The organism is Ensifer sp. Root127 (assembly GCF_001425225.1).
GTDB lineage: Bacteria > Pseudomonadota > Alphaproteobacteria > Rhizobiales > Rhizobiaceae > Ensifer > Ensifer canadensis.
Genome location: NZ_LMDX01000018.1, coordinates 80,952 through 102,102 on the forward strand (window position 1 = coordinate 80,952; position 21,151 = coordinate 102,102).

Here is a 21,151-nt window from a genome sequence, read left to right on the forward strand (position 1 = left end):
TGAAGAGCTGCGGCAATAGTGAACATATTCCAGCAGGCGCGGGAGCAAAAGAGGGAAGCGAACGCGATGTCTGGCAAGAAGCTTAGCCGCGATGGGGCGATACAATTGGAAACGCACTACGAGGAGCTTTCAATATCCAGCCTCCAGGCGGAGGAAGTCACGGTCACCTCAATCAAATAACACCTTCAGTGAAGATTGGCGGGCTCGCAGGCGGCGTGACCACGAGTTGTGCGGGGTGTGGAACAAGAGTAAATGCGAACAATCAGACGAAGCCAGATTGTACCTCGTGAACTAAGGGGGGCCGCAGCGACACGACGGCACAATTCGCTGCTTGCGTACCTGCAGCTGGATGCTGCCATCAGATCGCAGAAACGCGCCCCTCTCATGGGGTTCAAAGACGATGACATCCTCAAGCAACTCGTCGCAGCCTTCTCGCAAAAGTGTGCTTTCTGCGAAGGTTACGCTGAGCGACACCATGTGCATCGGTTTTGCCCTGTCGCCAATGCCGAACCGCGCTATGGCGGTGACGCTCATATATATTACTACTGGCTGGGTGAGGCAATACGCCGTCTCATCCTGATCGCCGCGCAAACGCCGATTTGGTGCGCGAGTTGCGATTGGCTCAATTGGCGAGAACGTCTCAGTTGCTTGATCCGCTCGCCCACCTCAACGTCGACATGCGTTATAACTTTCGCCCGTTTGGACGATGTTCGCTCCGGCTTTCGCATTGAGTCCGTGGTACATATGACAAGATGCAAACAAATTCACTGAACGGCGGCGAGCAGGTCGGCCCCGGCCCTCACACCAGGGCCCTCCCTCGACTTTGGCGCCCTCAAAGATAGCGTCCTCGGTATTACCGTTTACTGGGTAGAACGTCGTCAGTCAGCCAGGCGCGCAACACGGACGTTGTTTCTGTAGCCGCCTCGAGTGGAGGAAGATGTCCGCAATCTTCAAAGACGTGGAACCGCGCCTGGGCAATACTCGCATGGATTTTCTGCGCTTCTTTTGGTGGTGTCACCAAGTCTTGGGCGCCAACTGCCACGAGGGTTGGGACACATATCTCGGGAAGCAGCGAGCGGAAATCCGACCGCTCAAGAATGGCTGATTGCTGCCTGATATAGGCCTCGCCCCCGACACGTTGCGCCATAGCCTTTACCTCCACTCCGACAGGCCCATCAACATGCCTATTGTGAATAAGGCGCGGCAAAAGCCGATTGGTGACGCCGGAGAACCGTCCAGAATTCAAACTGGCGATTCCCGCTCGTCGTTCCGCGGCCTTTTTGGATGTGTCAGGTGAAGCGGAGGTGTCGATCAACGCCACAGCCGCAATACGCCTCGGCATAGTTCTCAGCAATTCGAAGGCAACATAGCCGCCCATCGACAGAGCGATAATCACAAAAGTCTCTGGCATGCCTGCTGCCAGCCGATCGGCCATCCCAGCAATGCTGTTATCCTTCGTAAGGTCAGCGATGACCGGTGCGACAATGTCGCCGAGTTCCTGCGCCTGGTGAGCCCAGATTTTGTCGTCGCATAGCAACCCCGGAACAAAGACCGTAGTCAGACGCGATTCCATATTGCCTCCAGAGTTCATCACATATTGGGATAGACCGGCCCCTCGCCGCCCTGCGGCGGCACCCAGTTGATGTTCCGGTTCGGGTCCTTGATGTCACAGGTCTTGCAGTGCACGCAGTTCTGCGCGTTGATGACGAAGACCGGCTGGCCGTCCTTCTCCACCCACTCATAGACCCCGGCGGGACAGTAGCGCGTCGACGGACCGGCAAAGACGTCGAGCTCCGAGGTGCGCTGCAGCTCCGGGTTCTTCACCTGCAGATGGATCGGCTGGTCTTCCTCATGGTTGGTGTTCGACAGGAACACCGAGGACAGCCGGTCGAAGGTCAAAACACCGTCGGGCTTCGGGTAGTCGATCTTCTGGTGCTGAGCCGCCGGCTCCAGCGATTGCGCATCGGTCTTGCCGTGTTTCAGCGTGCCGAAGAAAGAGAAGCCGAACAGCTGGTTGGTCCACATGTCGAGACCGCCGAGCGCCACGCCGATCGCCGTGCCGAACTTCGACCACAGCGGCTTGACGTTCCTGACCCGCTTCAGGTCCTGGCCGATGGCGCTGTCGCGCCAGCCACGCTCGATTTCGATCGGCTCATCATTGGCGCGACCGCTGGCGATCGCCGCCGCCAGCTTCTCGGCCGCCAGAATGCCCGACAGCACCGCATTGTGGCTGCCCTTGATGCGCGGCACGTTGACGAAACCGGCCGAACAGCCGATCAGCGCGCCGCCGGGGAACGACAGTTTCGGTNAGCCGCCAGAATGCCCGACAGCACCGCATTGTGGCTGCCCTTGATGCGCGGCACGTTGACGAAACCGGCCGAACAGCCGATCAGCGCGCCGCCGGGGAACGACAGTTTCGGTACCGACTGGTAGCCACCCTCGGTGATCGCCCGGGCGCCATAGGACAGCCGCTTGCCGCCCTCGAAGGTGCCGCGGATCGCCGGATGGGTCTTGAACCGCTGGAACTCCTCGAACGGGAAGAGATAGGGGTTCTTGTAGTTGAGGTGCACGACGAAGCCGACGGCAACCAGGTTGTCTTCGAGGTGGTAGAGGAACGAGCCGCCGCCGGTCTTCATGCCGAGCGGCCAGCCGAACGAGTGCTGCACCAGGCCGGGCCTGTGGTTCTCCGGCTTGACCTGCCACAGTTCCTTCAGGCCGATGCCGAATTTCTGGACGTCGCGGTCTTTCGACAGATCGAATTTCGAAATCAGCTGCTTGGCAAGCGAGCCGCGCACGCCCTCGCCGATCAGCGTGTATTTGCCCAAGAGTTCCATGCCACGGGCGAAGTTCGGACCCGGCTCGCCATTGCGCTCGATGCCCATGTCGCCGGTGGCAACGCCGATGACGGCACCGTCGGCGTTATAGAGCACCTCGGTGGCGGCAAAGCCCGGGTAGATCTCGACGCCGAGCGCTTCGGCGTGGCTTGCCAGCCAGCGGCAGACGTTGCCGAGCGAGACGATGTAGTTGCCGTGATTGTTCATCAACGGCGGCATTGCGAAGTTCGGCAGGCGGATCGATCCGGCCGGACCGAGCAACAGGAAATGATCGTCCTTGACTTCGGTCTTGAACGGATGATCGGCCTCGTCGCGCCAGCCCGGCAACAGCCGGTCGATGCCGATCGGATCGACGACGGCGCCCGACAGGATATGCGCGCCGACTTCGGCGCCCTTTTCCAAAACCACCACCGAGAGCTCGGGATTGACCTGCTTCAACCGGATCGCCGCCGCCAGACCCGCAGGCCCCGCACCGACGATCACCACGTCGAACTCCATGCTCTCGCGCTCGGGTAAATTGCTACTCAATTTGGCATATCCTTTTTGCGATCCACAGCTCAGCGAGCGGCCTACCACTTGCAGCCTCGCGGGTCCGACAGCGCTGCGGGCCCCAAGATCAATTAATTCGCTAGTTCGGCGAGCCCATCCGCAGCAGCGATTGGATCGACTATGCCGTCGATGAGGTTCTCGTTCATCAACCTATGCTCCAGCGTGCCGCGTGGGGTCGCGATCGCCGCGAGATATCGCGCTGAATTTGAAGCCCGCGACCGAACGTGCTCAATGGCCTGCTCCGGTGTGACAGCGCGAAATGTCACCGCATTTCGAGGCCGAAGCTGCACGAAGGCGTCGATGTCAGTATCGACGACTGTTGCTATCTTAGGATAGCCGCCGGTTGTCTGATGGTCAGCCAGAAGGACTGTGGCGATCCCGTCACCAGCGACCTGAACGGAACCTCGAACAATCGCCTCGGACGGCATGTCGAGCGGCGCGTGCGGAGTCAATGCGACACCCTGCAAACGAACACCCATACGGTCGTAAGCATCGGTCAATTGAAACTGGGTCGACAGGAATCTCGAGACGGTCTCTTCTGAGAAGAAGCGGTCTTGAGGACCCAGCACCACGTGCAACTCGGATCTAGGTCGTGCTGTGACCGGACACGGTATCGATCCCATGCGGTCGTCGCGCAGTTCTGTCCCGCTGATCGTCAGTGTTTGCCCAGTCGCCAGACGGCCGCCGCCAAAACCAGAAAGTCCATGGGTGGATTGGCTACCCAACCAAGTTTTGGTTAGCAGGTCGCCAGCGAACGCTAGGTAGCTCCAACTACCCCAATGCCCAGGACGGATTGCCAGACGTTCTCCGGCGCGTAATGTGGCAATACTCCAGGATCCAATTCTCCGGTCGGCATGCTCGATGATGAAGCCGCCCCCCGCAACCGAAAAGGTCACCGCGCCCGAGACACAATCCAGGACCAATCCTCCGAGCGAAATTTCGATGGCGGTGTGACCGATTGGATTACCTAGCGCGACATTTGCTGCTGCAAACGAGGCACGGTCCATTGGCCCTGATGAAGGCACACCGAAGCGCATAAAGCCTCGACGCCCGCCATCTTGATAGGAGACATGTGGTCCTGCAAATCGAACATTGAGCGTAGCGTCCGTCATGTGCCACTACCCATATCGAAATCAGCTCGTGAGATGCGACGGAAACGCACGCGGTCACCCACCTCAAAGAGAAATGGATGTTTCTCAGATGCTCGATCGAGGATTTTTGTCGGTGATCGGCCAATAATCCACCAGCCCGTGGGCATCTCCAGTGTCGTCACCAAACACTGCGGGCCCGCGATTAGTACACTTCCTGCAGAAACCCCTCGCACCGCGGCCTGTTTCCGAGGCAGCTGCACCTGTCGTGGAACTCCCGCAAGGTAAGCGTAGCCCGGTGCAAAGCCGTACATAAAAACCTTGTATTCACCAGCCAGATGCGCGTTGACAACCTCGTCCGGTGAAAGTCCGCAGGCTCTCGCAACGTATAGGAGATCGGGCGCGAGCTCGGGATCGTAACAGACGTGGACTTCACGAAGAGTCTCCGGTTGATCAAAAATACCGGGGTGAGCAATGAGGTTGGACACTGCTGTTTTCACTTGGCCATGATCTGTAACGAGGGGATCAAAACGGACAAGCAGGCTTGCATAGGCCGGCACCGCCTCGATGAACCCACCGAAGGGGGCATTCCTTAAGACCGCGTCAAGCCTGATAACCTGCCCATGAATGTGCTCGTCAATGAGGGCGCCAAACTCAACGAGCAGCGCATGTGCACCTACGGGTCGGTAAACCGGCTCTGATGGGATTGAGGGGGCAATTGCGCTCACTTCAGTCGAGGCCTTCGACGAGAACGAAAACGCGATCCACCTCTTCGGGCCCGGCATCTCCGGACATCGGGGTCTTTAAAAACTGGCATATCTTTTCGAAAGCTTCAAACTCGAACGTCAGGACGACGACCGTGGGTTTTCGGGAACTTTTCGGCATCATTGCTCCTCCCTAAATGGTCGCATAAAGGATTGAAGCCGGACGCCTGCTCCCTTCAGCTCTTGCCGAATATGATGCGCCATCGCGACAGCTCCGCCACTGTCGCCGTGTACGCAGATTGAATGCGCTAGGAGCGGGAGAGCGCCCCCATCTACTGTAGGCATCATCCCTGTAGATAGAAATTCGACAAGCCGCTTCGCTGCCGCTGCGGCATCGTAGATCATCGCCCCCTCCCGGCTCCGGGGAACAAGCCGCCCTGTGGAAAGATAACCGCGATCGGCAAAGATCTCGCTGAAGACTGAAAGTCCCGCCTCACGACCGGCATTCTCGAGCTCGGATCCTGAAATCGCAAGGATCGCAAGTTCGGCCGAAACGGCCCGGGTGGCGCGCACGATGGCGTTTGCAATAGCGCGGTCATCGGCAGCCCAGTTGCCCAGCGCACCATGTGGCTTTACATATTGGATGCGGCTCCCCGCCAAAGCTGCGGCACCCATGAGCGCACCCACCTGGGTTGCCACAAGTTGCTCCACCTCTCTCGTCGATAGTGGAATGAGACGACGACCGAAGCCCTCGCGGTCAGCAAAGCCCGGATGCGCTCCAGCCACGACACTTTGAGTGCGGCAGAGTTCTAGCGTTTCCACCATCGTGGCAGGATCACCGGCATGGCCTCCACAAGCGATATTTGCGCTCGTGACCACACCGAGAACCGCCTCGTCGTCACCCATGCGCCACGGTCCGAATCCCTCGCCTAGATCGGAATTGAGATCGATCGTCGTCTGCATGTATCAACGTGCTTTCGGCGTTGCACGCGTGAGAAGGACGACGCCCCCTTCTTCGGCGCTGTCGTAGTAGTTAAAGCCGGTTCCGTTCTCCCGCCTTCCCCGCATCAAAACAGAGAGGCCAACATCCTTGGCATCAGCCTCAGCTCGATTTGCTTCCGGCACCTCAAATCCGATATGAAACACGCCCTCGCCCTTCGTATCAAGGAACTGACGCTGGGGGCTGGGTCGATTGTCGGGCTGGCAGAGTTGAAGCTGGATATTTGGCAAGTTGCATACGCGGTACTTAAGGCTGAAAAAACCTTCACGGTCCGGCACTTGCAGATCCGTGTACTCCTTCAGCGGTGGATACTCCTGCCAAGGTCCGATACCGATTGACTCGTACCAGGCTTGCGATCTGTCAATATCGGCAACGACCAGGCAAATATGATGCAGTTTGTCGAAGTTTCCCATAGCTCAGCGTTTCTCCGGCATGACATAGTTCAAAACACGGCGGCCCCCGTCGGGGTAGATTGTCTCACCCGTGATGTATGAAGCGTCATCGCTGGCGAGAAATGCGACAACCGAGGCGATCTCTTCAGCCTTGCCATAACGACCTAGCGGCGTGCGGGCGAGAATGGCGCGGTCAGTGGCGCTTGATACAAAATCGCCACGCACCATTTCAGTATCTATTGTGCCGGGCCCCACTCCGACAACGCGAATCCCATGGGGAGCGAAGGCCACTGCAGCCGTCCCCGTTACCTGGTTCATGCCAGCCTTGCTGATCGCGTAAATAGCCACATTCGGATTGGCGAGCCCTGAATTAATCGAGGACATATTGATGATGACACCGCCATGTCCTTGCGCAATCATCTGACGAGCTGCTGCCTGAGTGCCCCAAAAGGCGCCTTCAAGATTGATGCCCAGAACCTTGTCGTAGTCGGCTTTCGTCACGGAGAGAAAATCCTGAACAGGCGCGATACCCGCGTTGTTCACCATTATGTCAATGCGGCCGAACCTCCTTACAGCAGCGGTAACGAGTGTCTCGACCTCTTCCTTCTTGCTGACGTCGGTCACAAGGGCAAGGATTCTGTCCGGTTGGCCTAGCGCCAAAGCTGTTTCCTCAAGGCGCGTTTGGTTCACGTCACCAATCACTACATTTGCGCCTTCCAGAAGCAGCCGCTCGGCCGTTGCACGGCCTATCCCTTGCGCTCCACCCGTTACGACCGCGATTTTTCCGGCAAGTTTCATACTGGTACTCCTTTATGCCAGTCTCGACTAATAGACGACCGTTTCGTGAAGCGGTGTGCCAGTTCTCACGCGCCCGAACCCCAGGGGACTGAGATCGATTTCCACGTACTGGCCGCGCGTAATCAGTTCAGCGACGCCTCGGCCTGTTGCGGGCGCGTGCATGACCCCATGCCCGGAAAAACCGGTCGCAAAGATAAGGTTTGGAATTTCGTCATGCGGCCCAATAATCCCGTTGTGGTCAAGTGTATTGACCTCGTAATGGCCGGCCCAGGCGCGTTCAACCCGCAATTGTTCCAGAGCTGGGACACGATGCGCCAGCGCTGGCCATAGCATCTCTTCTAGGAGTTCGTGAGCGGGTTCATAATCGCCCGTGGCATCTGGATCATTGTGCTCCGGCGGCGCTATCCCGCAGATGAATCCTTCTCCCTCCGGCCGGATCCATGCTCCCGAGGTGTCGAAGAGCATCGGAAACCCGTCCCGCGTCAAAGGCGCCTTGATGTTGAACACAGTCCGCTTTCGAGCAGAGACAGGAAGCGCAATTCCTATACCGCGAACAACAGACGCCGAAGCGGCCCCCGCCGCATTCACGCACCAGTCAGTAGGGATCTGGGTGCCATCAGATAGCTTGACACCAACCACGCGACCGCCAGACAGCACGACATGCTCGGCGCGCCCTTTTATATAGCTGACACCACGTTCTCGCGCTGCAGTCCGGATCAAAGAGAGGAGAGACCAAGCGTCAAACCATCCTTCGTCACGCCAAGCGGTTGTCGCCACGCCAAGGTCTTCAACATTGAGCCACGGAAAATGTTGCGCCAACTCCTCGGCCGTCAGCGCCGTAACGTCCGCCCCCTCTTGCCGCTGCATCTGTGCTGCGGCTCGTCGAACCTCGACCGCTTCCGGTCCTCCCAGAATGAGATAACCTCGCTCTACGAAACCAATGTCGGCGCGCTCGCCGAAACGGTCTTTGATCGTACGAAAGAAATGTGCTCCGAACACACTCATGCGGATGTTAACCGGCGTACCGAACTGCGTGCGTATCGCAGCGGCCGACAGGGCGGTCGAAGACTGTTGGTAGGTCGGATCACTCTCAACAACGCTAATCTTGCCCGAAAAGCCTAGCTCCCTTAGGAAGTAGGCGATCGAGCTACCGACAATCGCACCACCGATTATGACGACAGACTGAGAAGTGTGCGCCACGCCCCCTCCTATCTAATCACGAAGGGATTAGGGGTGCTTCCCACGGTATCGATCCAGACGGCCTTGGTCTGGAGGTAGGCATTAATTGCATCCTGACCGCTCTCGCGCCCGACGCCGCTGCGCTTATATCCCCCAAACGGGGCCATATAGCTAACGGCCCGATAGGTATTTATCCAGACCGTGCCTGCTTCCATCGCTGCGGCTCCGCGAAGGGCCCGCCCCATGTCCGTCGTCCATAATCCGGCCGCCAACCCATAGGGACTGTCATTTGCGATGGCGAAAGCCTCTTCCTCATCATCGAACGGGATAACTGAGAGTACGGGACCGAACACTTCCTCGCGCGCAATGCGCATTTCATTCGTGACCCCTGTGAAGATACTCGGTTGAACAAACCAGCCTTCGCCTGCTTGCTCTGTGGTAGGTTTTCCACCACCCAGCACGCACTGTGCTCCTTCTCCACGGGCAATTTCAAGATACATAAGAACCTTCTCGCGCTGAGCTTGCGTGGTTATCGGACCGACTTGTGTCTCCGCATTGGCTGGATCCCCGATTCGGGCGGTGGCTGCGAGCTTCACTACGCCTTCGATGACTTGGTCGTGGACGCGTCGATGGACAAGTAGGCGAGAGCCGGCAATGCAGGTCTGTCCACTCGCAGCAAATATGCCGGAAATCGCACCATTGATAGCGCGCTCGATATGAGCGTCATCAAATATAATGTTGGCCGACTTACCGCCAAGTTCCAACGTGACCGTTTTGAGACCTTCCGCAGCCGCCCGATATACCGCCAAGCCACCTGGCTCTCCACCTGTGAAAGCGATTTTTGCGACATCAGGATGCGAGACCAGCGGCACACCAACGTCGAGCGGCATGCCTGTCACAGTATTTACCACACCAGCGGGGAAGCCCGCTTCTGCGAAAAGCTTGACAAACGCTAGCGTCGACGCGGACGTATGCTCGGAGGGTTTGATGACCACCGTGTTTCCCGCAGCCAGCAGTGGCGCGAGTTTCCAAGTGAGTAACATCAGGGGGGAATTCCACGGAGCGATCGCCGCGACCACACCAAGAGGCTCGTGCCGCGTGAAGGCAAACATTCCCGGCTTATCGATCGGGAGCACGGCGCCTTCGATTTTGTCAGCCAGCCCGCCAAAGTACCGAAACCATTCTGGAATGTAGCGGAGCTGCGCCGTCGTCTCGGCGATCAACTTGCCGTTGTCGCGCGTCTCGATAGCTGCAAGCCGCTCCGCGCTGGCTGCGATTAGGTCAGCGAGACGAACAAGAAGCTTGCCTCGTGCGCTCGGGGTAAGGCCACTCCAATCACCGGAGCGGAAGGCTGATTTCGCTGCAGCGACGGCGGCGTCAACTTCCAATGCACCATCGCGCGGTATAAGGGCCCATGGCTTGCCGGTATAGGGATCAAAGGACTCAAAGGTGGCCGTGGCGGGCCGTAGTCGCCCGGCAACGGTATTTTGAAAACCGAGTAGCACGATCAAAACCTCAGCAAGTTGCAAAGCCCAGCTGAGCACGGAAACGGTTCTTGACGTGAGTGGCGTCACGCGGAGGTAAGGACCGCGGGAGGTTCTCCGCAGCGATCTTGAGGACAAAAAGTCTTGGTCCGTTAGCGGGAGTGTTGAGCTTCGAAGTCAAATCGTCAACCTCTTCGAGGGACCTCAGTTCGGCGGTCTCAGCAAACCCGACGGCAGTAGCCACCTTGTCGAAAGCAATGCCTTTGCCCGTATGGCTCGATTGCATGCCAGTCTCACCAAAGTGCTGGTTATCAAGCACGATAACATCCAGGTTTTTGGGTCTCGCTACAGAAATCGTCGCCAAAGATCCGAAGGCCATTAGCTGTTCGCCGTCGCCTGTGATAACCATTACGCGCTTATCAGGCTGCGCCTGCGCCAACCCTAGACCCACCAATGCAGCTCCACCCATGGCCCCCCAAAGGTAGTAATTGTCTTCGCGGTCGCCGGCGGCATGCACGTCGTAACTCGGCGAACCAAGTCCAGTGACCACCAATGCGCCGTTCCGCGTGTCGAGAAGCTTCCTTACCGCTATGCGGCGGTCCATCGTCGAAAGTCTCATATCGGTTACCACTTCTTCTTTCCGAGCAGACGCTGGCCAATCAAAACGGCAATCTGCTGATCAGCCTGGTATGCCATGGTTGCAGCCTGTTCCACGGTCTCAATCAGGTCTACGCCGGTCTCTGCACGAAGGACAGTAACGCCGACCGCCTCAAGAGCCGCCTGCGTCGCCTTCCCCATTGGAACCTGCCATGGATTGAATTCGTCCCACTCGCCACGCATCGTCACCAGAAGGAGGAGCGGAAAGCGGGCCTGCACGGGAAGAGATAGCATGTTGATACAATTCCCAACGCCTGAGGACTGCATCAGGATCACGCTGCGCATTCCTCCGAGCCAAGCGCCAGCCGCAATGGCGACGCCCTCTTCTTCCGTTGTCAGCACATTGCTGACAACGTGGGGATCTTCATTGAATAATTTGATCAGGGTGGAATGACCGGCATCCGGTACATAAGACATATGTCTGACATTGGCAGCCTTGAGCGTCTCGTAAAGCTCAATCGGCCATTCATTTGCCAGATCCCTGACCCTCGCCCCCTTTTGAGCGGGCATGATTTCAACGGCAGCCAAGGTCGCCTCCCTGTAATTTGTCGGTAGCCCTGTATGCCTTAACGGAAATGTTTCGACATCGACCCTTTTGCACGATCAGATATAGCGATATTGTATAGCATGGATATTTCTCAACTCCGCACCCTGATTCACGTCGCCGAGCTTGGAAGTCTATCTAAGGCTTCTGACAGGCTGCACATCGCACAACCAGCGCTCAGTCGGCAGATAAGACTACTGGAGCAAGAGTTAGGTGCCCGCCTTTTCGATCGACACGGTCGCGGCATGATCGCCACAGAGCAGGGCCAAGACGTTCTACGTCACGCACTACGGGTCATGGCAGAACTGGAAGAAATCCGCGCGGTCGTTGCGGACGAGGACGCACCCCTGCGCGGTCATGTGTCGATCGGCATGCCGCCTACCGTGTCAGACATCCTTTCCGAGCCGTTGGTCTCGGCATTCAAGGAAACGCATCCCGACGCAACCCTCAGGATCGTCAGTGCGTATTCCGGTTATCTGCTCGATTGGCTGCATCGGGGAGAAGTTGATGCCGCTATTCTCTACGACCCTAAGAGCGCTCGAACTCTCCGCACCCACCCATTACTTGAGGAGACGCTCTTTCTCATCGGACCTTCGAATTTGGGGCTCTCGCAATCGAGTCCCATTGCTTTCTCGCAGCTTGAAAATTATCGCCTACTCTTGCCCAGCTCCGGTCACGGTCTTCGCGCGATTTTGGGACGCCTGGCGGAAGAATGCAGTATCGTTCTGAATGTGAAAGTGGAAGCCGACAGCTACTCGACGCTCAAATCTCTCGTACGAAGTGGGCATGGCGTGACCGTTCTTCCATTGGCGCCTATCCATGAAGAACTGTCTAACGGCTCCTTATGTGCCGCGCCCCTGGTAGACCCCGTCCCTGTTCGCAGGCTCATCATGTCTTATCCGACGGATCGGCCTACCCCTCGCCTAGCCCGCTTTGCCGGCCAAGTCATAGCTACGACAATTGAAACCTTGGTGCAGCGTGGCATTTGGCCCGGCCGGGTTGTCATGGCCTAAGACGAGACAATAATTCAGTTCATATAAAATTCCGGCATAGCTGATCTCGCCAGTCTATCGTTGTGGTTATCGCAGCAAACACGTTAGCTAGCGCGTATCACTGCGAGGAGTATACAATGACACCGGCCGTTGAGGACTACGCGGACATACGCGAAGCGGTTACCAAGCTCTGCCGCCGATTTCCCGGCGACTACTGGCGATCTCAGGATCGCACGATGACCTATCCTAAGGAATTCGTGGACGCCTTGACCGAGGCAGGTTGGCTTTCAATCCTGATCCCGGAGGAGTATGGCGGGGCGGGCCTTCCTCTATCGGCCGCCGCAGCTGTTTTGGAAGAAATTCAACGGGCTGGCTGCAATGGAGGCGCCTGCCACGCGCAGATGTACACCATGGGGACACTGTTGCGTCATGGCTCCGCAGAGCAAAAGGAAAAGTACCTTCCGGCTCTCGCTTCCGGCGAATTGCGTCTTCAGGCGTTTGGGGTAACGGAGCCGACAAGTGGGACCGATACCGGCGCACTTAAGACGACTGCGCGTCTGGACGGCGACCACTTCACTGTGAAGGGCCAGAAGATCTGGACGAGCCGGGCGGAATATTCCGACTTGATGCTACTCCTCGCGCGGACTAGCCCACTGAAGGAAGGGATGAAAAAGACCGACGGCCTATCAGTCCTGCTCATCGACATGCGCCAAGCCATTGGCAATGGCCTCACGATCCGTCCCATACGCACGATGATGAACCATGCCACAACTGAGGTGTTCTTCGATGACCTCAAGGTTCCTGCGGAGAACCTGATCGGCGACGAAGGGAAGGGGTTTCGTTATATCCTTTCCGGTATGAATGCCGAGCGCATCCTGATCGCCTCCGAATGTGTCGGAGACGCCAAATGGTTTATCGAAACGGCAAGCAACTATGCCCGCGAGCGGCAGGTTTTCGGCCGGCCGATTGGCCAAAACCAGGGAGTTCAATTTCCCATTGCCCGGGCCTACGCCAACATGCGCGCTGCCGAACTTATGGTACGGGAAGCGCTAAACCTCTACGAGGCGGGGAAGAACCCGGGAGCAGAAGCGAATATGGCTAAGATGCTCGCCGCCGACGCTTCAAACGAGGCCGCTAATGCCTGCATCCAGACCCACGGCGGCTTCGGTTTCGCCGAGGAATACGATGTTGAACGGAAGTTCCGCGAAACGCGTCTCTATCAGGTGGCACCGATTTCGACCAACCTAATCCTCTCGTTCCTGGCTGAGCACGTACTCGGCCTGCCTCGCTCATACTAGGAGAATGCAGTCTTGAACGTCCTAATTGTCTACGCTCACCCGGAACCCAAATCCTTCAATGGTGCGATGAAGGACCTCGCCATAGAGACGCTAACTGCTGCCGGACATGATGTCGTAGTGAGCGATCTTTATGCGATGGGATTCAATCCCGTTGCGGGCCCTGACGACTTTGTTGGGGAAGCGAGCAATCCAGAGTTCTTCAGCTTGGCAACCGAACAAACGAAAGCCTGCGAAGATGGAACGATCGCCCCTGACATCGCCGCCGAAATGGAAAAGCTGAAGCGCGCTGATCTGGTGATTTTTCAGTTCCCCGTCTGGTGGTTCGGCTTGCCCGCAATCTTAAAAGGCTGGGCCGACCGGGTATTCGCGCGCGGTTTCGCCTATATGCCTGGTAAGAAATATGACACTGGCATGTTTAACGGTAAGCGTGCGATGGTTGTCACCACGACCGGAACCTCGGCTGACACATACGCCCCCGATGGCATCGACGGCGATATCCTGACTGTACTTTGGCCGGTTCATAATGGACTTCTGCGCTACAGCGGTTTCGAGGTACTTAAACCGTTTGTCGCCTATATGCCGGGACGCGTCGGCGCCGACGGCCGCAAAACGTATCTGGACTCCTATAAGAAGCGGCTAGGTGAGCTCGAAGCAACGCCGCGCCTGTTCTTCCATCCCAGGGAAGACTATGGCACGGACGAGCGCCTAAAGCCCGGCGTTCTCGCCCGCTCCGGTGTGCAACGCAATGTCTGAGCTGATCGGACCGCTCGCGGGCTTGCTCGTCATTTCGATCGAGCAGGCCGTTGCCGCCCCACTTTGCACGGTGCGGCTCGCCGACGCCGGTGCGCGGGTTGTAAAGATCGAGCGCCCCGAAGGGGAAACAGCAAGACATTATGACTCTACTGTGGAGGGCATGTCCGCCTATTTCGTGTGGCTGAACCGCGGAAAGGAAAGCGCTACGCTTGATCTAAAATCGGCAAGTGACTTGGAGTTGCTCCACCGCATGGTCGCAAAGGCAGATGTGCTCGTGCAGAACCTTGCGCCCGGTGCTATTGGGCGGCTGGGCCTTTCAGCTGAGGCAATTTCCCAGCGTTTCCCGCGCCTCATCGCCGTCAATATCGTTGGGTACGGCCATGATACCGATTATGCTGCCATGCGGGCCTATGACATGCTGGTGCAGGCGGAAAGTGGCCTGTGTTCCGTTACAGGAACGCCTGACACGCCGTGCAAGATCGGGGTGTCAGCGGCAGATATTGCGACAGGAATGAACGCTCACGCAGCGATCCTTGAGGCCCTGCTCGCCCGCGAGAGAACGGGCCGCGGACAGGTGATTGAGATCGCCATGTTCGACGGAATGGCGGATTGGATGGCGGTGCCGCTACTTCACTACGAATATGGTGGTCGGGACACTCAACGTTATGGCCTCGCCCACGCGTCCATATACCCTTACAAGCCCTATCTTTGCCGCGATGGCGGCTCGATCGTTGTATCGATACAGCAAAATAGCGAATGGCACCGGTTCTGCGAGGTGGTTCTGCAGCGGCCGGACCTCAAGGATGATTCCCGCTTCGCAACCAACGCTCTTCGTGTAGCTAACCGCCACGCCCTGGACGTCGAGATCGAACCGGTCTTTGCGTCAATCGATAGCGACGAGGCTATCGGAAGGCTGGAGTTGGCGCAGAATGCGTGGGGCCGCGTTAACGTAGTTGGAGATCTACCGCATCATGGAGCTTTGCGTCGAATAGACGTTCTGCTCCCCAATGGAAAACGGGTACGCGTTCCCAAGCCGGTGCTCCGTTCCGCAGGCTTTGCGAATCCTCCGAAAGTGCCAAGCCTGGGTGCAGATACAGATCACATCCGAACCGAATTCGCTTGAGGGGAAATTTTCATGCAACCGCAGGATCACGCCGAGTTGAGGACTTGGTTGGGCCGGTCGATAGAAGCGGAAGACGTCATGACCTCGCGTCTGATAACGGGCTTCCGCGCAACCCTATCGCATCACGTGGCGGCAACCGCCCCGGAAGAGACGCCACTTGGCCTACACTGGTGCCTTGCCCCGGAAATGGCTGAAGCTCAGGAGCTAGGACCGGATGGACATCCTGCCAAAGGTGTCTTCTTACCCCCGATTCCGCTCCCCCGCCGAATGTGGGCAGCAAGCGAACTCACCTTTCATGGGCCGATCGCACCCGAAGAGCGAATACGGCGACGTTCAACCATCACCAAGGTTGAGGAAAAGCAAGGCCGGTCCGGCCGGCTCATTTTCGTGACCGTACATCACGAGCTTAGTACCGGAGCAATGCTTGTTGTCGAGGAGGATCAGACGATTGTATATCGCGAGGCGACAGCTCAGAGTGTTTCCACCACTCCGGAGACTCTCGCCCCTTCCCGCGCTCCACATGAGCGATCCGTCGAGGTGGATCCGGTCCTTCTCTTTCGCTATTCAGCATTGACGTTCAATGGACATCGTATTCACTACGACGGGAACTATGCCACAGAGGTGGAACACTACCCTGGCTTAGTTATCCATGGGCCGCTTCAGGCGACCCTTCTTCTGAATTTCGCGGCGAAGATCGGCGCGCGACCTCCCCGCCAGTTCGCCTTCAGGGGTATCCACCCGGCGGTCGGTCCTCAAGCGCTGAAGCTCAGAGGTACACCCGTCGGAGAAAATAACTTGGCACTGGAAGTAGAAAGCGCCAACGGCCAGATCACCATGAAGGCGACGGCACAATGGTAGATTTTCGTCCACCCATCGCACCGATTTTTGTACCAGCATCACGGCCCGATCGGTTCGGCAAGGCCAGTCAGAGCGGCGCTGATGCCGTGATTGTCGATCTTGAAGACGCGGTCATGCCTGCGCACAAGGAGGCCGCCAGAGGGAATCTCGTCTTACATTCTGCAGCACTGCCATCAGATGTCATCATACGGATCAACGCGGCTGGAACCCCTTGGCATGACGACGATTTGTCGGCAGTCGCGCGCTTGCCGAATATACGGATCATGCTGCCGAAAGCCGAGCGGCGCCAGGATGTCGAGAATGTGGTTCGGCGCGTAGGGCAGAATGTCGCGATATTCGTGCTCATAGAGACAGCGGCGGGACTTGCCCAGCTCCAAGATTTATTGAGTGCAGACAGGGTACTGATGGCGGCTTTCGGCTCAATCGATTTTTCGCTTGACGTGGGTAGTACTCACGAGAGGCTGCCATTGCTGGCCGCCCGTAGCGAGCTTGTTTGGCGCTCGCGAGCGGCCCAGCTTCATGCCCCGCTGGATGGGGTTACTGCGGACTTGAAAAATTCAGAAGCAACGAGCGACGACGCAAGCCACGCCGCGGCCCTAGGCTTCGGCGGAAAGCTAGCTATTCACCCGGCCCAGATCGAACCCATCAAAGCTGCCTTCCGCCCTGACGCGGAAACGATTGCATGGGCTCGCAATGTCATCTCCAAAACCGCTTCATCGGATGCGGCGTCGCAAGTGGATGGAGAGATGGTGGATCGGCCGGTTATCGAGCGCGCACGGTTGGTCCTCAATCGAGCTAACAGCGGCCGCGAATAATGAAGTCCCGGACCCCGGTGGCTCCCGGTGTTTGCTTTGTCTAGAGGGATGAACGGTATCAAAGGCTCAGGTTTGTCCGCTGAACTTAGCATACGCTAGAGGTGTACACGTGCTGGCGCGGTCGATGACATTCGGCTCGATCGAGATCGCCACCAGTGTCTCGGTCAACGCCATGATCGCGCGGGCGGAAAGCTCGATCGCCGCTTCCCTGCTCGGACGTCCCTTGTTCATGGTGGTGCAGCGCTGGGGGCCACGGAAACGGCACTTTTCGGCTTTGCCTCCGCAGGGCCGACAAAGCGCGCCGCTAAATGAGCGTGCCGCTATAGCTCCGAACGCGTAACTTGCTGCCGCGCGGGCCTTTGCGGCACCACGCGGCACAGTCTCTCCTATTCGACACCGGCCGCAAGAAGATGCCCTGCCGTCTCGGCAGCGCGTCGTTTCGCTAAAGGCGAAGGAATAGCTGGTTGATCATGCGGCTTCCCCGTCGCCGCTCCGCTTAGCAGGCGAAGGTAGGCGAAGTTTCCAGCCGAGATTCATGCCCGCTGCGGCAAGCAGAATGGCGATCGAGCCGAAGATCTGGATGGGCTGTAGCGCATGGCCGAAGGCCACCCGATCCACGACGATGGCAGCGATCGGGTAGATGAAGGACAGGGCGCCGGTCATGTGCGTCGGCAACCGCTGGATCGCGCCGTAGAGCAGCACATACATGATGCCGGTATGCATGACGCCTAGGGCGATCAGCATCGACCATTGTACGCCGCTAGAAGGCGCAGGAGCGGCAAGAGCCATCGGCGCCAGCATCAGCGTGCCGGTCACCACCTGGATTAGCGCGATCAGATGCGGCGGCGTTCCCTTGAGCAACTTGGTGAGCAGCGCCGCGATCGCGTAGAAGAAGGCGGCACCGATCGCAAGCGCGATGCCGATCAGATAGTCTTCCGGTGCAAAGCCGCCGCCGGGCTTGGCCGAGATGATCGCCAGCATGCCGGCAAAGGAGATGGAGAGCCAGAAGACCTTGGTCGCGGTGATCTTTTCGCCGAGAAACAGGGCGCCGAGCCCGAGCAGCATGAATGGCTGGGTGTTGTAGACCATGGTCGCGATCGAGATCGACGCATGCGAATAGGCCGCAAACAGCAACAGCCAGTTGACGACGATGGCGATGCCGCCGGCAATCGACAGCAGCACGACCCGACGGGTAAAATGGCGCCGGTCGAGCAGGCCGAGCATGGCCGCGATCGCGACCAGCGTCACCGCACCGAAAGCGCATCGCCAGAAAACCACGCTCGTCACCGGCTGGCCCGACATCAGCACGAACCAACCGATCGTGCCCGATATCAGCATGGCCGCCGTCATCTCGGCACTGCCTCTTTTAATTTCTGCGCTCATGTAATCCTCTCCTAGATTGAAGTCGCAAGAATAATTGGCTTACAAGGCGGTAGATATGGAAGATCGCAGGCGTTTCAGCTATTATGCCTAATCATCCAAGATAATTTCAATCTTTTGCTTATGAGGTTGCCGATGCTCGACGAACTCGATCGCCGAATTCTGGATATCCTTGCAGTGAATGCCCGCGTGTCACTGAAGGAACTGGCGCAGGAGGTGGGTCTATCGTCGCCAAGTACCGCCGAGCGTGTGCGCAAACTGGAGGAACGCGGCGTCCTCGACGGTTTCACCATCGCCCTCAATCCGGTGAAGCTTGGTTATCCCCTGCAGGCGATCATCCGTGTGCGGCCACTGCCGGGCATGCTGCATATCGTCGAGAAATTGATCCAGGAGACGCCGCAGATCGTCGAATGCGACAAGGTCACCGGCGAAGATTGCTTCATCGCCAAGCTGTTCGTGCGCGACATGGGGGAACTGGACACGCTGCTCGATAGCATCGCCGAAAAAGCGCAGACCAACACGTCGATCGTCAAGTCGACGTCGGTCAAGCGGCGCTTGCCGCCGCTTGTCTGATCCAACGTTTCGAAATTACGCAGTTCCGGAAAACCGTTTCACGCTTTCACCCGAACTGGCCTAGCCGTCATAACGCGGAACGCTTCATCAAGGTCCCCGCTAGGACACCACGCCTCGCCACGTCGGTGGCATGTGATCATGCTCCGCTTGATAGGCTTGAAGCATTTCAAATGTTTTTTCAACTCCAGTAGTGCTGTTCGGATCGATCTTATTTTCAGCACACCATCGTTCATGGCGGCGTCGAATGACCTCCATATCAGAGGTCGTAAAAAACTTTTGCATAAGCTCCCCCTTCGCACGCAGACGTACAACGGAGAAGATATCACGCCGCTCTAACGGAGTACCCGGCAGAAGGTTGGGGTTCGGTCAAGTGGGATGCCGCTTCACTCTCAGCCCTCAACCAGTTCCGACAAAAGCCAGGCTCACCTTCCACCAACGAAAGCCACACCTGGATGCGGTGGGGATGCTTCGGAGTGGTCATGGGGTGCGGAAATATGCCGCTTTAGACGGAGCCAACGCTGGTTTTTCAAGTATCCGATCCGCGATTTTCTCGGCCATCATCATTATCGCTGCGCTTAAATTGCCGGTGACGATCCGCGGCATGATGGAAGCATCCACGACCCGAATGCGCTTCACCGCTTTGACCCGAGCATCGCTGTCAACAACAGCCTCGTTGTCGACGCCCATTCGGCAGGTCCCTGAAGGGTGATAGGATGATCCGAGATTAGCCTTTATAAAACGCTCAAGATCGGCGTCGCTTTGAGCCTCGAGTCCCGGCGCTAATTCTTTCCCGCGATACTTGTCCCACCCCGATTGACTCACGAGTGTCCGGGCCAGTCGGATCCCGTCGATGAGATCCTTCAGGTCCCGTTTAGAAGCGAGGTGATTGAAGACGATCGATGGCGCATCCGACGGCTTTGCGGAGCGTAGTGTCACGCAGCCGCGACTTTCCGGTCGGGAGAGATCCATCCAAAACTGGAACCCGGGAATGGCAACTAATTTCCCGTCTTTGACATATCGCGTCAGGGGGAGAAACTCGAACTGCATATTCGGAAACCGGACGTCATCTCTTGTCCGGAGAAAGGCTCCTGTCTCGAAGAAATTACTCGCTCCGAGACCTTTTTTTGTCAGCAGCCACTGAGCACCAAGCTTTGCGCGCCCGTACAAGCTCAGTTCCGAAACAAGTGAGTCTTCGTAGCTGGTGGCATATTGAAGGTTCACGCCCGGGTGGTTTTCAAGATTCCGTCCGACTTCGCGAGCCTCCGCCTTGAGCGCAATACCGTGCCGACTCAGATTATCTGGATCACCCACACCAGAGAGCATAAGCAACTGTGGTGAATTGAACGCGCCGGCACAGAGGATGACTTCCCGCTCGGAATGGATAAGCCGGGTGTCACCTTGTTCGGCAATCTCGATGCCTACCGCTGCACCGTCTTCTATGACAATGCGATTGACCCTTGCCTTCGACATCACGCGCAGATTTGGACGGCGCAAGGCCGGTTGGAGATAACCCTTGGCAGTAGACCACCTGCGCCCCTGATGGATGAAAGACTGCGCGACGTGCAAGCCCTCTTGGCGATAGCCGTTATGATCGGGGGTGATGGCGAAACCCGCCTGTTCACCGCCACGTAGAAAGGCATCGTACAGCTTGTGATTGGCTTGACAGCGGCTGATATGCATTGGTCCGTCGCCTCCGCGCCAGTCGTCAGCACCATCCGCAAACGTTTCTAGTTTCCGAAAGTAAGGAAGGCAATGCGCATAACTCCAATCCGACAGCCCTGCTTCGGCCCAATCATCGAAGTCCATCGGGTTGCCGCGATTGTAAATCATGGCGTTGATTGATGAGGATCCCCCGATGATCTTCCCGCGTTTTTCGTCAATCGTGCGGCCGTTCAGGTTTGGCTCGGGCCCGGAGCGGTAGCCCCATCCTATTTTTGTATTTTGATATACGAACGGAAGCGCTGCGGGCATCGACAACATCACGCCCCTGTCAGAGCCGCCAGCTTCCACCAAAAGCACGGTCGTAAGCGGGTTTTCACTTAAACGATCTGCCAGGATGCATCCCGCCGATCCAGCTCCCACGATGACGTAATCATATCTCACGTTCGCTCTCTTTGCTTGCCACTTCAG

General features: G+C 57.7%; 22 protein-coding genes and 1 pseudogene. 7 read left to right on the top strand and 16 right to left on the bottom strand.

The genetic code is table 11. The annotated features are described in order from the left end of the window. Window positions 1-853 precede the first annotated feature (853 nt). The 12 genes and pseudogenes from ASD03_RS20000 to ASD03_RS20055 all read right to left on the bottom strand — a co-directional run bounded on the left by ASD03_RS20000 (window position 854) and on the right by ASD03_RS20055 (window position 11,195). Window positions 854-1,573, bottom strand: coding sequence for an alpha/beta fold hydrolase (locus ASD03_RS20000; RefSeq protein ID WP_057215547.1), 720 nt, complete (start codon window positions 1,571-1,573; stop codon window positions 854-856). Between the two features lie 17 nt (window positions 1,574-1,590). Further along, window positions 1,591-2,025, bottom strand: a complete 435-nt coding sequence (locus ASD03_RS40655; protein WP_244494669.1) for a 4Fe-4S dicluster domain-containing protein — start codon at window positions 2,023-2,025, stop codon at window positions 1,591-1,593. Between the two features lie 284 nt (window positions 2,026-2,309). Continuing rightward, a pseudogene (locus tag ASD03_RS20010) lies at window positions 2,310-3,332 on the bottom strand (NAD(P)/FAD-dependent oxidoreductase); the annotation flags it as partial. 122 nt (window positions 3,333-3,454) lie between these two features. Next, window positions 3,455-4,495 carry a biotin-dependent carboxyltransferase family protein gene (locus ASD03_RS20015; protein ID WP_082557356.1) on the bottom strand — a complete coding sequence of 347 codons (1,041 nt, stop codon included), beginning with the start codon at window positions 4,493-4,495 and terminating at the stop codon, window positions 3,455-3,457. Further along, a complete protein-coding gene (locus ASD03_RS20020; RefSeq protein WP_082557357.1) occupies window positions 4,492-5,256 on the bottom strand; it encodes an allophanate hydrolase subunit 1 in 765 nt (254 codons plus the stop codon). Before ASD03_RS20020 ends, ASD03_RS20015 begins: the two co-directional genes overlap by 4 nt. 99 nt (window positions 5,257-5,355) lie before the next feature. Next, window positions 5,356-6,138 carry a 5-oxoprolinase subunit PxpA gene (locus ASD03_RS20025; RefSeq protein ID WP_057215553.1) on the bottom strand — a complete coding sequence of 261 codons (783 nt, stop codon included), beginning with the start codon at window positions 6,136-6,138 and terminating at the stop codon, window positions 5,356-5,358. Between the two features lie 3 nt (window positions 6,139-6,141). Next, window positions 6,142-6,588, bottom strand: coding sequence for a VOC family protein (locus tag ASD03_RS20030; protein ID WP_057215557.1), 447 nt, complete (start codon window positions 6,586-6,588; stop codon window positions 6,142-6,144). 3 nt (window positions 6,589-6,591) lie between these two features. Continuing rightward, window positions 6,592-7,365 carry an SDR family oxidoreductase gene (locus tag ASD03_RS20035; RefSeq protein ID WP_057215560.1) on the bottom strand — a complete coding sequence of 258 codons (774 nt, stop codon included), beginning with the start codon at window positions 7,363-7,365 and terminating at the stop codon, window positions 6,592-6,594. A 27-nt stretch (window positions 7,366-7,392) separates the two neighbouring features. Continuing rightward, window positions 7,393-8,565, bottom strand: coding sequence for an FAD-binding oxidoreductase (locus ASD03_RS20040; RefSeq protein ID WP_057215563.1), 1,173 nt, complete (start codon window positions 8,563-8,565; stop codon window positions 7,393-7,395). 8 nt (window positions 8,566-8,573) lie between these two features. Beyond that, window positions 8,574-10,052, bottom strand: a complete 1,479-nt coding sequence (locus ASD03_RS20045; protein ID WP_057215764.1) for an aldehyde dehydrogenase — start codon at window positions 10,050-10,052, stop codon at window positions 8,574-8,576. Between the two features lie 7 nt (window positions 10,053-10,059). Next, window positions 10,060-10,647: a thiamine pyrophosphate-dependent enzyme gene (locus ASD03_RS20050; RefSeq protein ID WP_057215767.1), complete on the bottom strand. Its 588-nt coding sequence runs from the start codon at window positions 10,645-10,647 to the stop codon at window positions 10,060-10,062. A 5-nt stretch (window positions 10,648-10,652) separates the two neighbouring features. Then, window positions 10,653-11,195: a thiamine pyrophosphate-binding protein gene (locus ASD03_RS20055; protein WP_057215769.1), complete on the bottom strand. Its 543-nt coding sequence runs from the start codon at window positions 11,193-11,195 to the stop codon at window positions 10,653-10,655. Between the two features lie 117 nt (window positions 11,196-11,312). Here ASD03_RS20055 and ASD03_RS20060 point away from each other — a divergent pair, with 117 nt between their 5' ends. From ASD03_RS20060 to ASD03_RS20085, 6 genes are all read left to right on the top strand, one after another. Next, the gene (locus tag ASD03_RS20060) at window positions 11,313-12,242 is read left to right on the top strand and encodes a LysR substrate-binding domain-containing protein (RefSeq protein ID WP_057215567.1); all 930 of its coding nucleotides are present in this window, start codon (window positions 11,313-11,315) and stop codon (window positions 12,240-12,242) included. A 116-nt stretch (window positions 12,243-12,358) separates the two neighbouring features. Then, the gene (locus ASD03_RS20065; protein WP_057215570.1) at window positions 12,359-13,519 is read left to right on the top strand and encodes an acyl-CoA dehydrogenase family protein; all 1,161 of its coding nucleotides are present in this window, start codon (window positions 12,359-12,361) and stop codon (window positions 13,517-13,519) included. Between the two features lie 12 nt (window positions 13,520-13,531). Then, entirely contained in the window at window positions 13,532-14,272 is a 741-nt protein-coding gene (locus tag ASD03_RS20070; protein WP_057215573.1) for an NAD(P)H-dependent oxidoreductase, read from the top strand. Beyond that, a complete protein-coding gene (locus tag ASD03_RS20075; protein WP_057215576.1) occupies window positions 14,265-15,395 on the top strand; it encodes a CaiB/BaiF CoA-transferase family protein in 1,131 nt (376 codons plus the stop codon). Before ASD03_RS20070 ends, ASD03_RS20075 begins: the two co-directional genes overlap by 8 nt. A 12-nt stretch (window positions 15,396-15,407) precedes the next feature. Then, on the top strand, window positions 15,408-16,253 hold the full coding sequence (locus tag ASD03_RS20080) for a MaoC family dehydratase N-terminal domain-containing protein (RefSeq protein WP_057215579.1): 846 nt from the start codon (window positions 15,408-15,410) through the stop codon (window positions 16,251-16,253). Continuing rightward, entirely contained in the window at window positions 16,247-17,068 is an 822-nt protein-coding gene (locus tag ASD03_RS20085; RefSeq protein WP_057215582.1) for a CoA ester lyase, read from the top strand. Before ASD03_RS20080 ends, ASD03_RS20085 begins: the two co-directional genes overlap by 7 nt. Window positions 17,069-17,134: 66 nt before the next feature. Here ASD03_RS20085 and ASD03_RS39140 read toward each other — a convergent pair whose 3' ends face one another. Continuing rightward, window positions 17,135-17,299: a hypothetical protein gene (locus ASD03_RS39140; protein WP_156408014.1), complete on the bottom strand. Its 165-nt coding sequence runs from the start codon at window positions 17,297-17,299 to the stop codon at window positions 17,135-17,137. A gap of 237 nt (window positions 17,300-17,536) precedes the next feature. Continuing rightward, a complete protein-coding gene (locus tag ASD03_RS20090) occupies window positions 17,537-18,451 on the bottom strand; it encodes a DMT family transporter (protein WP_057215585.1) in 915 nt (304 codons plus the stop codon). Between the two features lie 132 nt (window positions 18,452-18,583). Here ASD03_RS20090 and ASD03_RS20095 point away from each other — a divergent pair, with 132 nt between their 5' ends. Further along, window positions 18,584-19,021 carry an Lrp/AsnC family transcriptional regulator gene (locus ASD03_RS20095; protein ID WP_057215588.1) on the top strand — a complete coding sequence of 146 codons (438 nt, stop codon included), beginning with the start codon at window positions 18,584-18,586 and terminating at the stop codon, window positions 19,019-19,021. 99 nt (window positions 19,022-19,120) lie between these two features. On the opposite strand, the gene ASD03_RS39145 is transcribed toward ASD03_RS20095, so the two are convergent. Further along, complete coding sequence (locus tag ASD03_RS39145; protein ID WP_156408015.1) at window positions 19,121-19,303, bottom strand: hypothetical protein; 183 nt, start codon at window positions 19,301-19,303, stop codon at window positions 19,121-19,123. A gap of 195 nt (window positions 19,304-19,498) precedes the next feature. Continuing rightward, window positions 19,499-21,124, bottom strand: a complete 1,626-nt coding sequence (locus ASD03_RS20100; protein ID WP_057215591.1) for a choline dehydrogenase — start codon at window positions 21,122-21,124, stop codon at window positions 19,499-19,501. Window positions 21,125-21,151 lie beyond the last annotated feature (27 nt).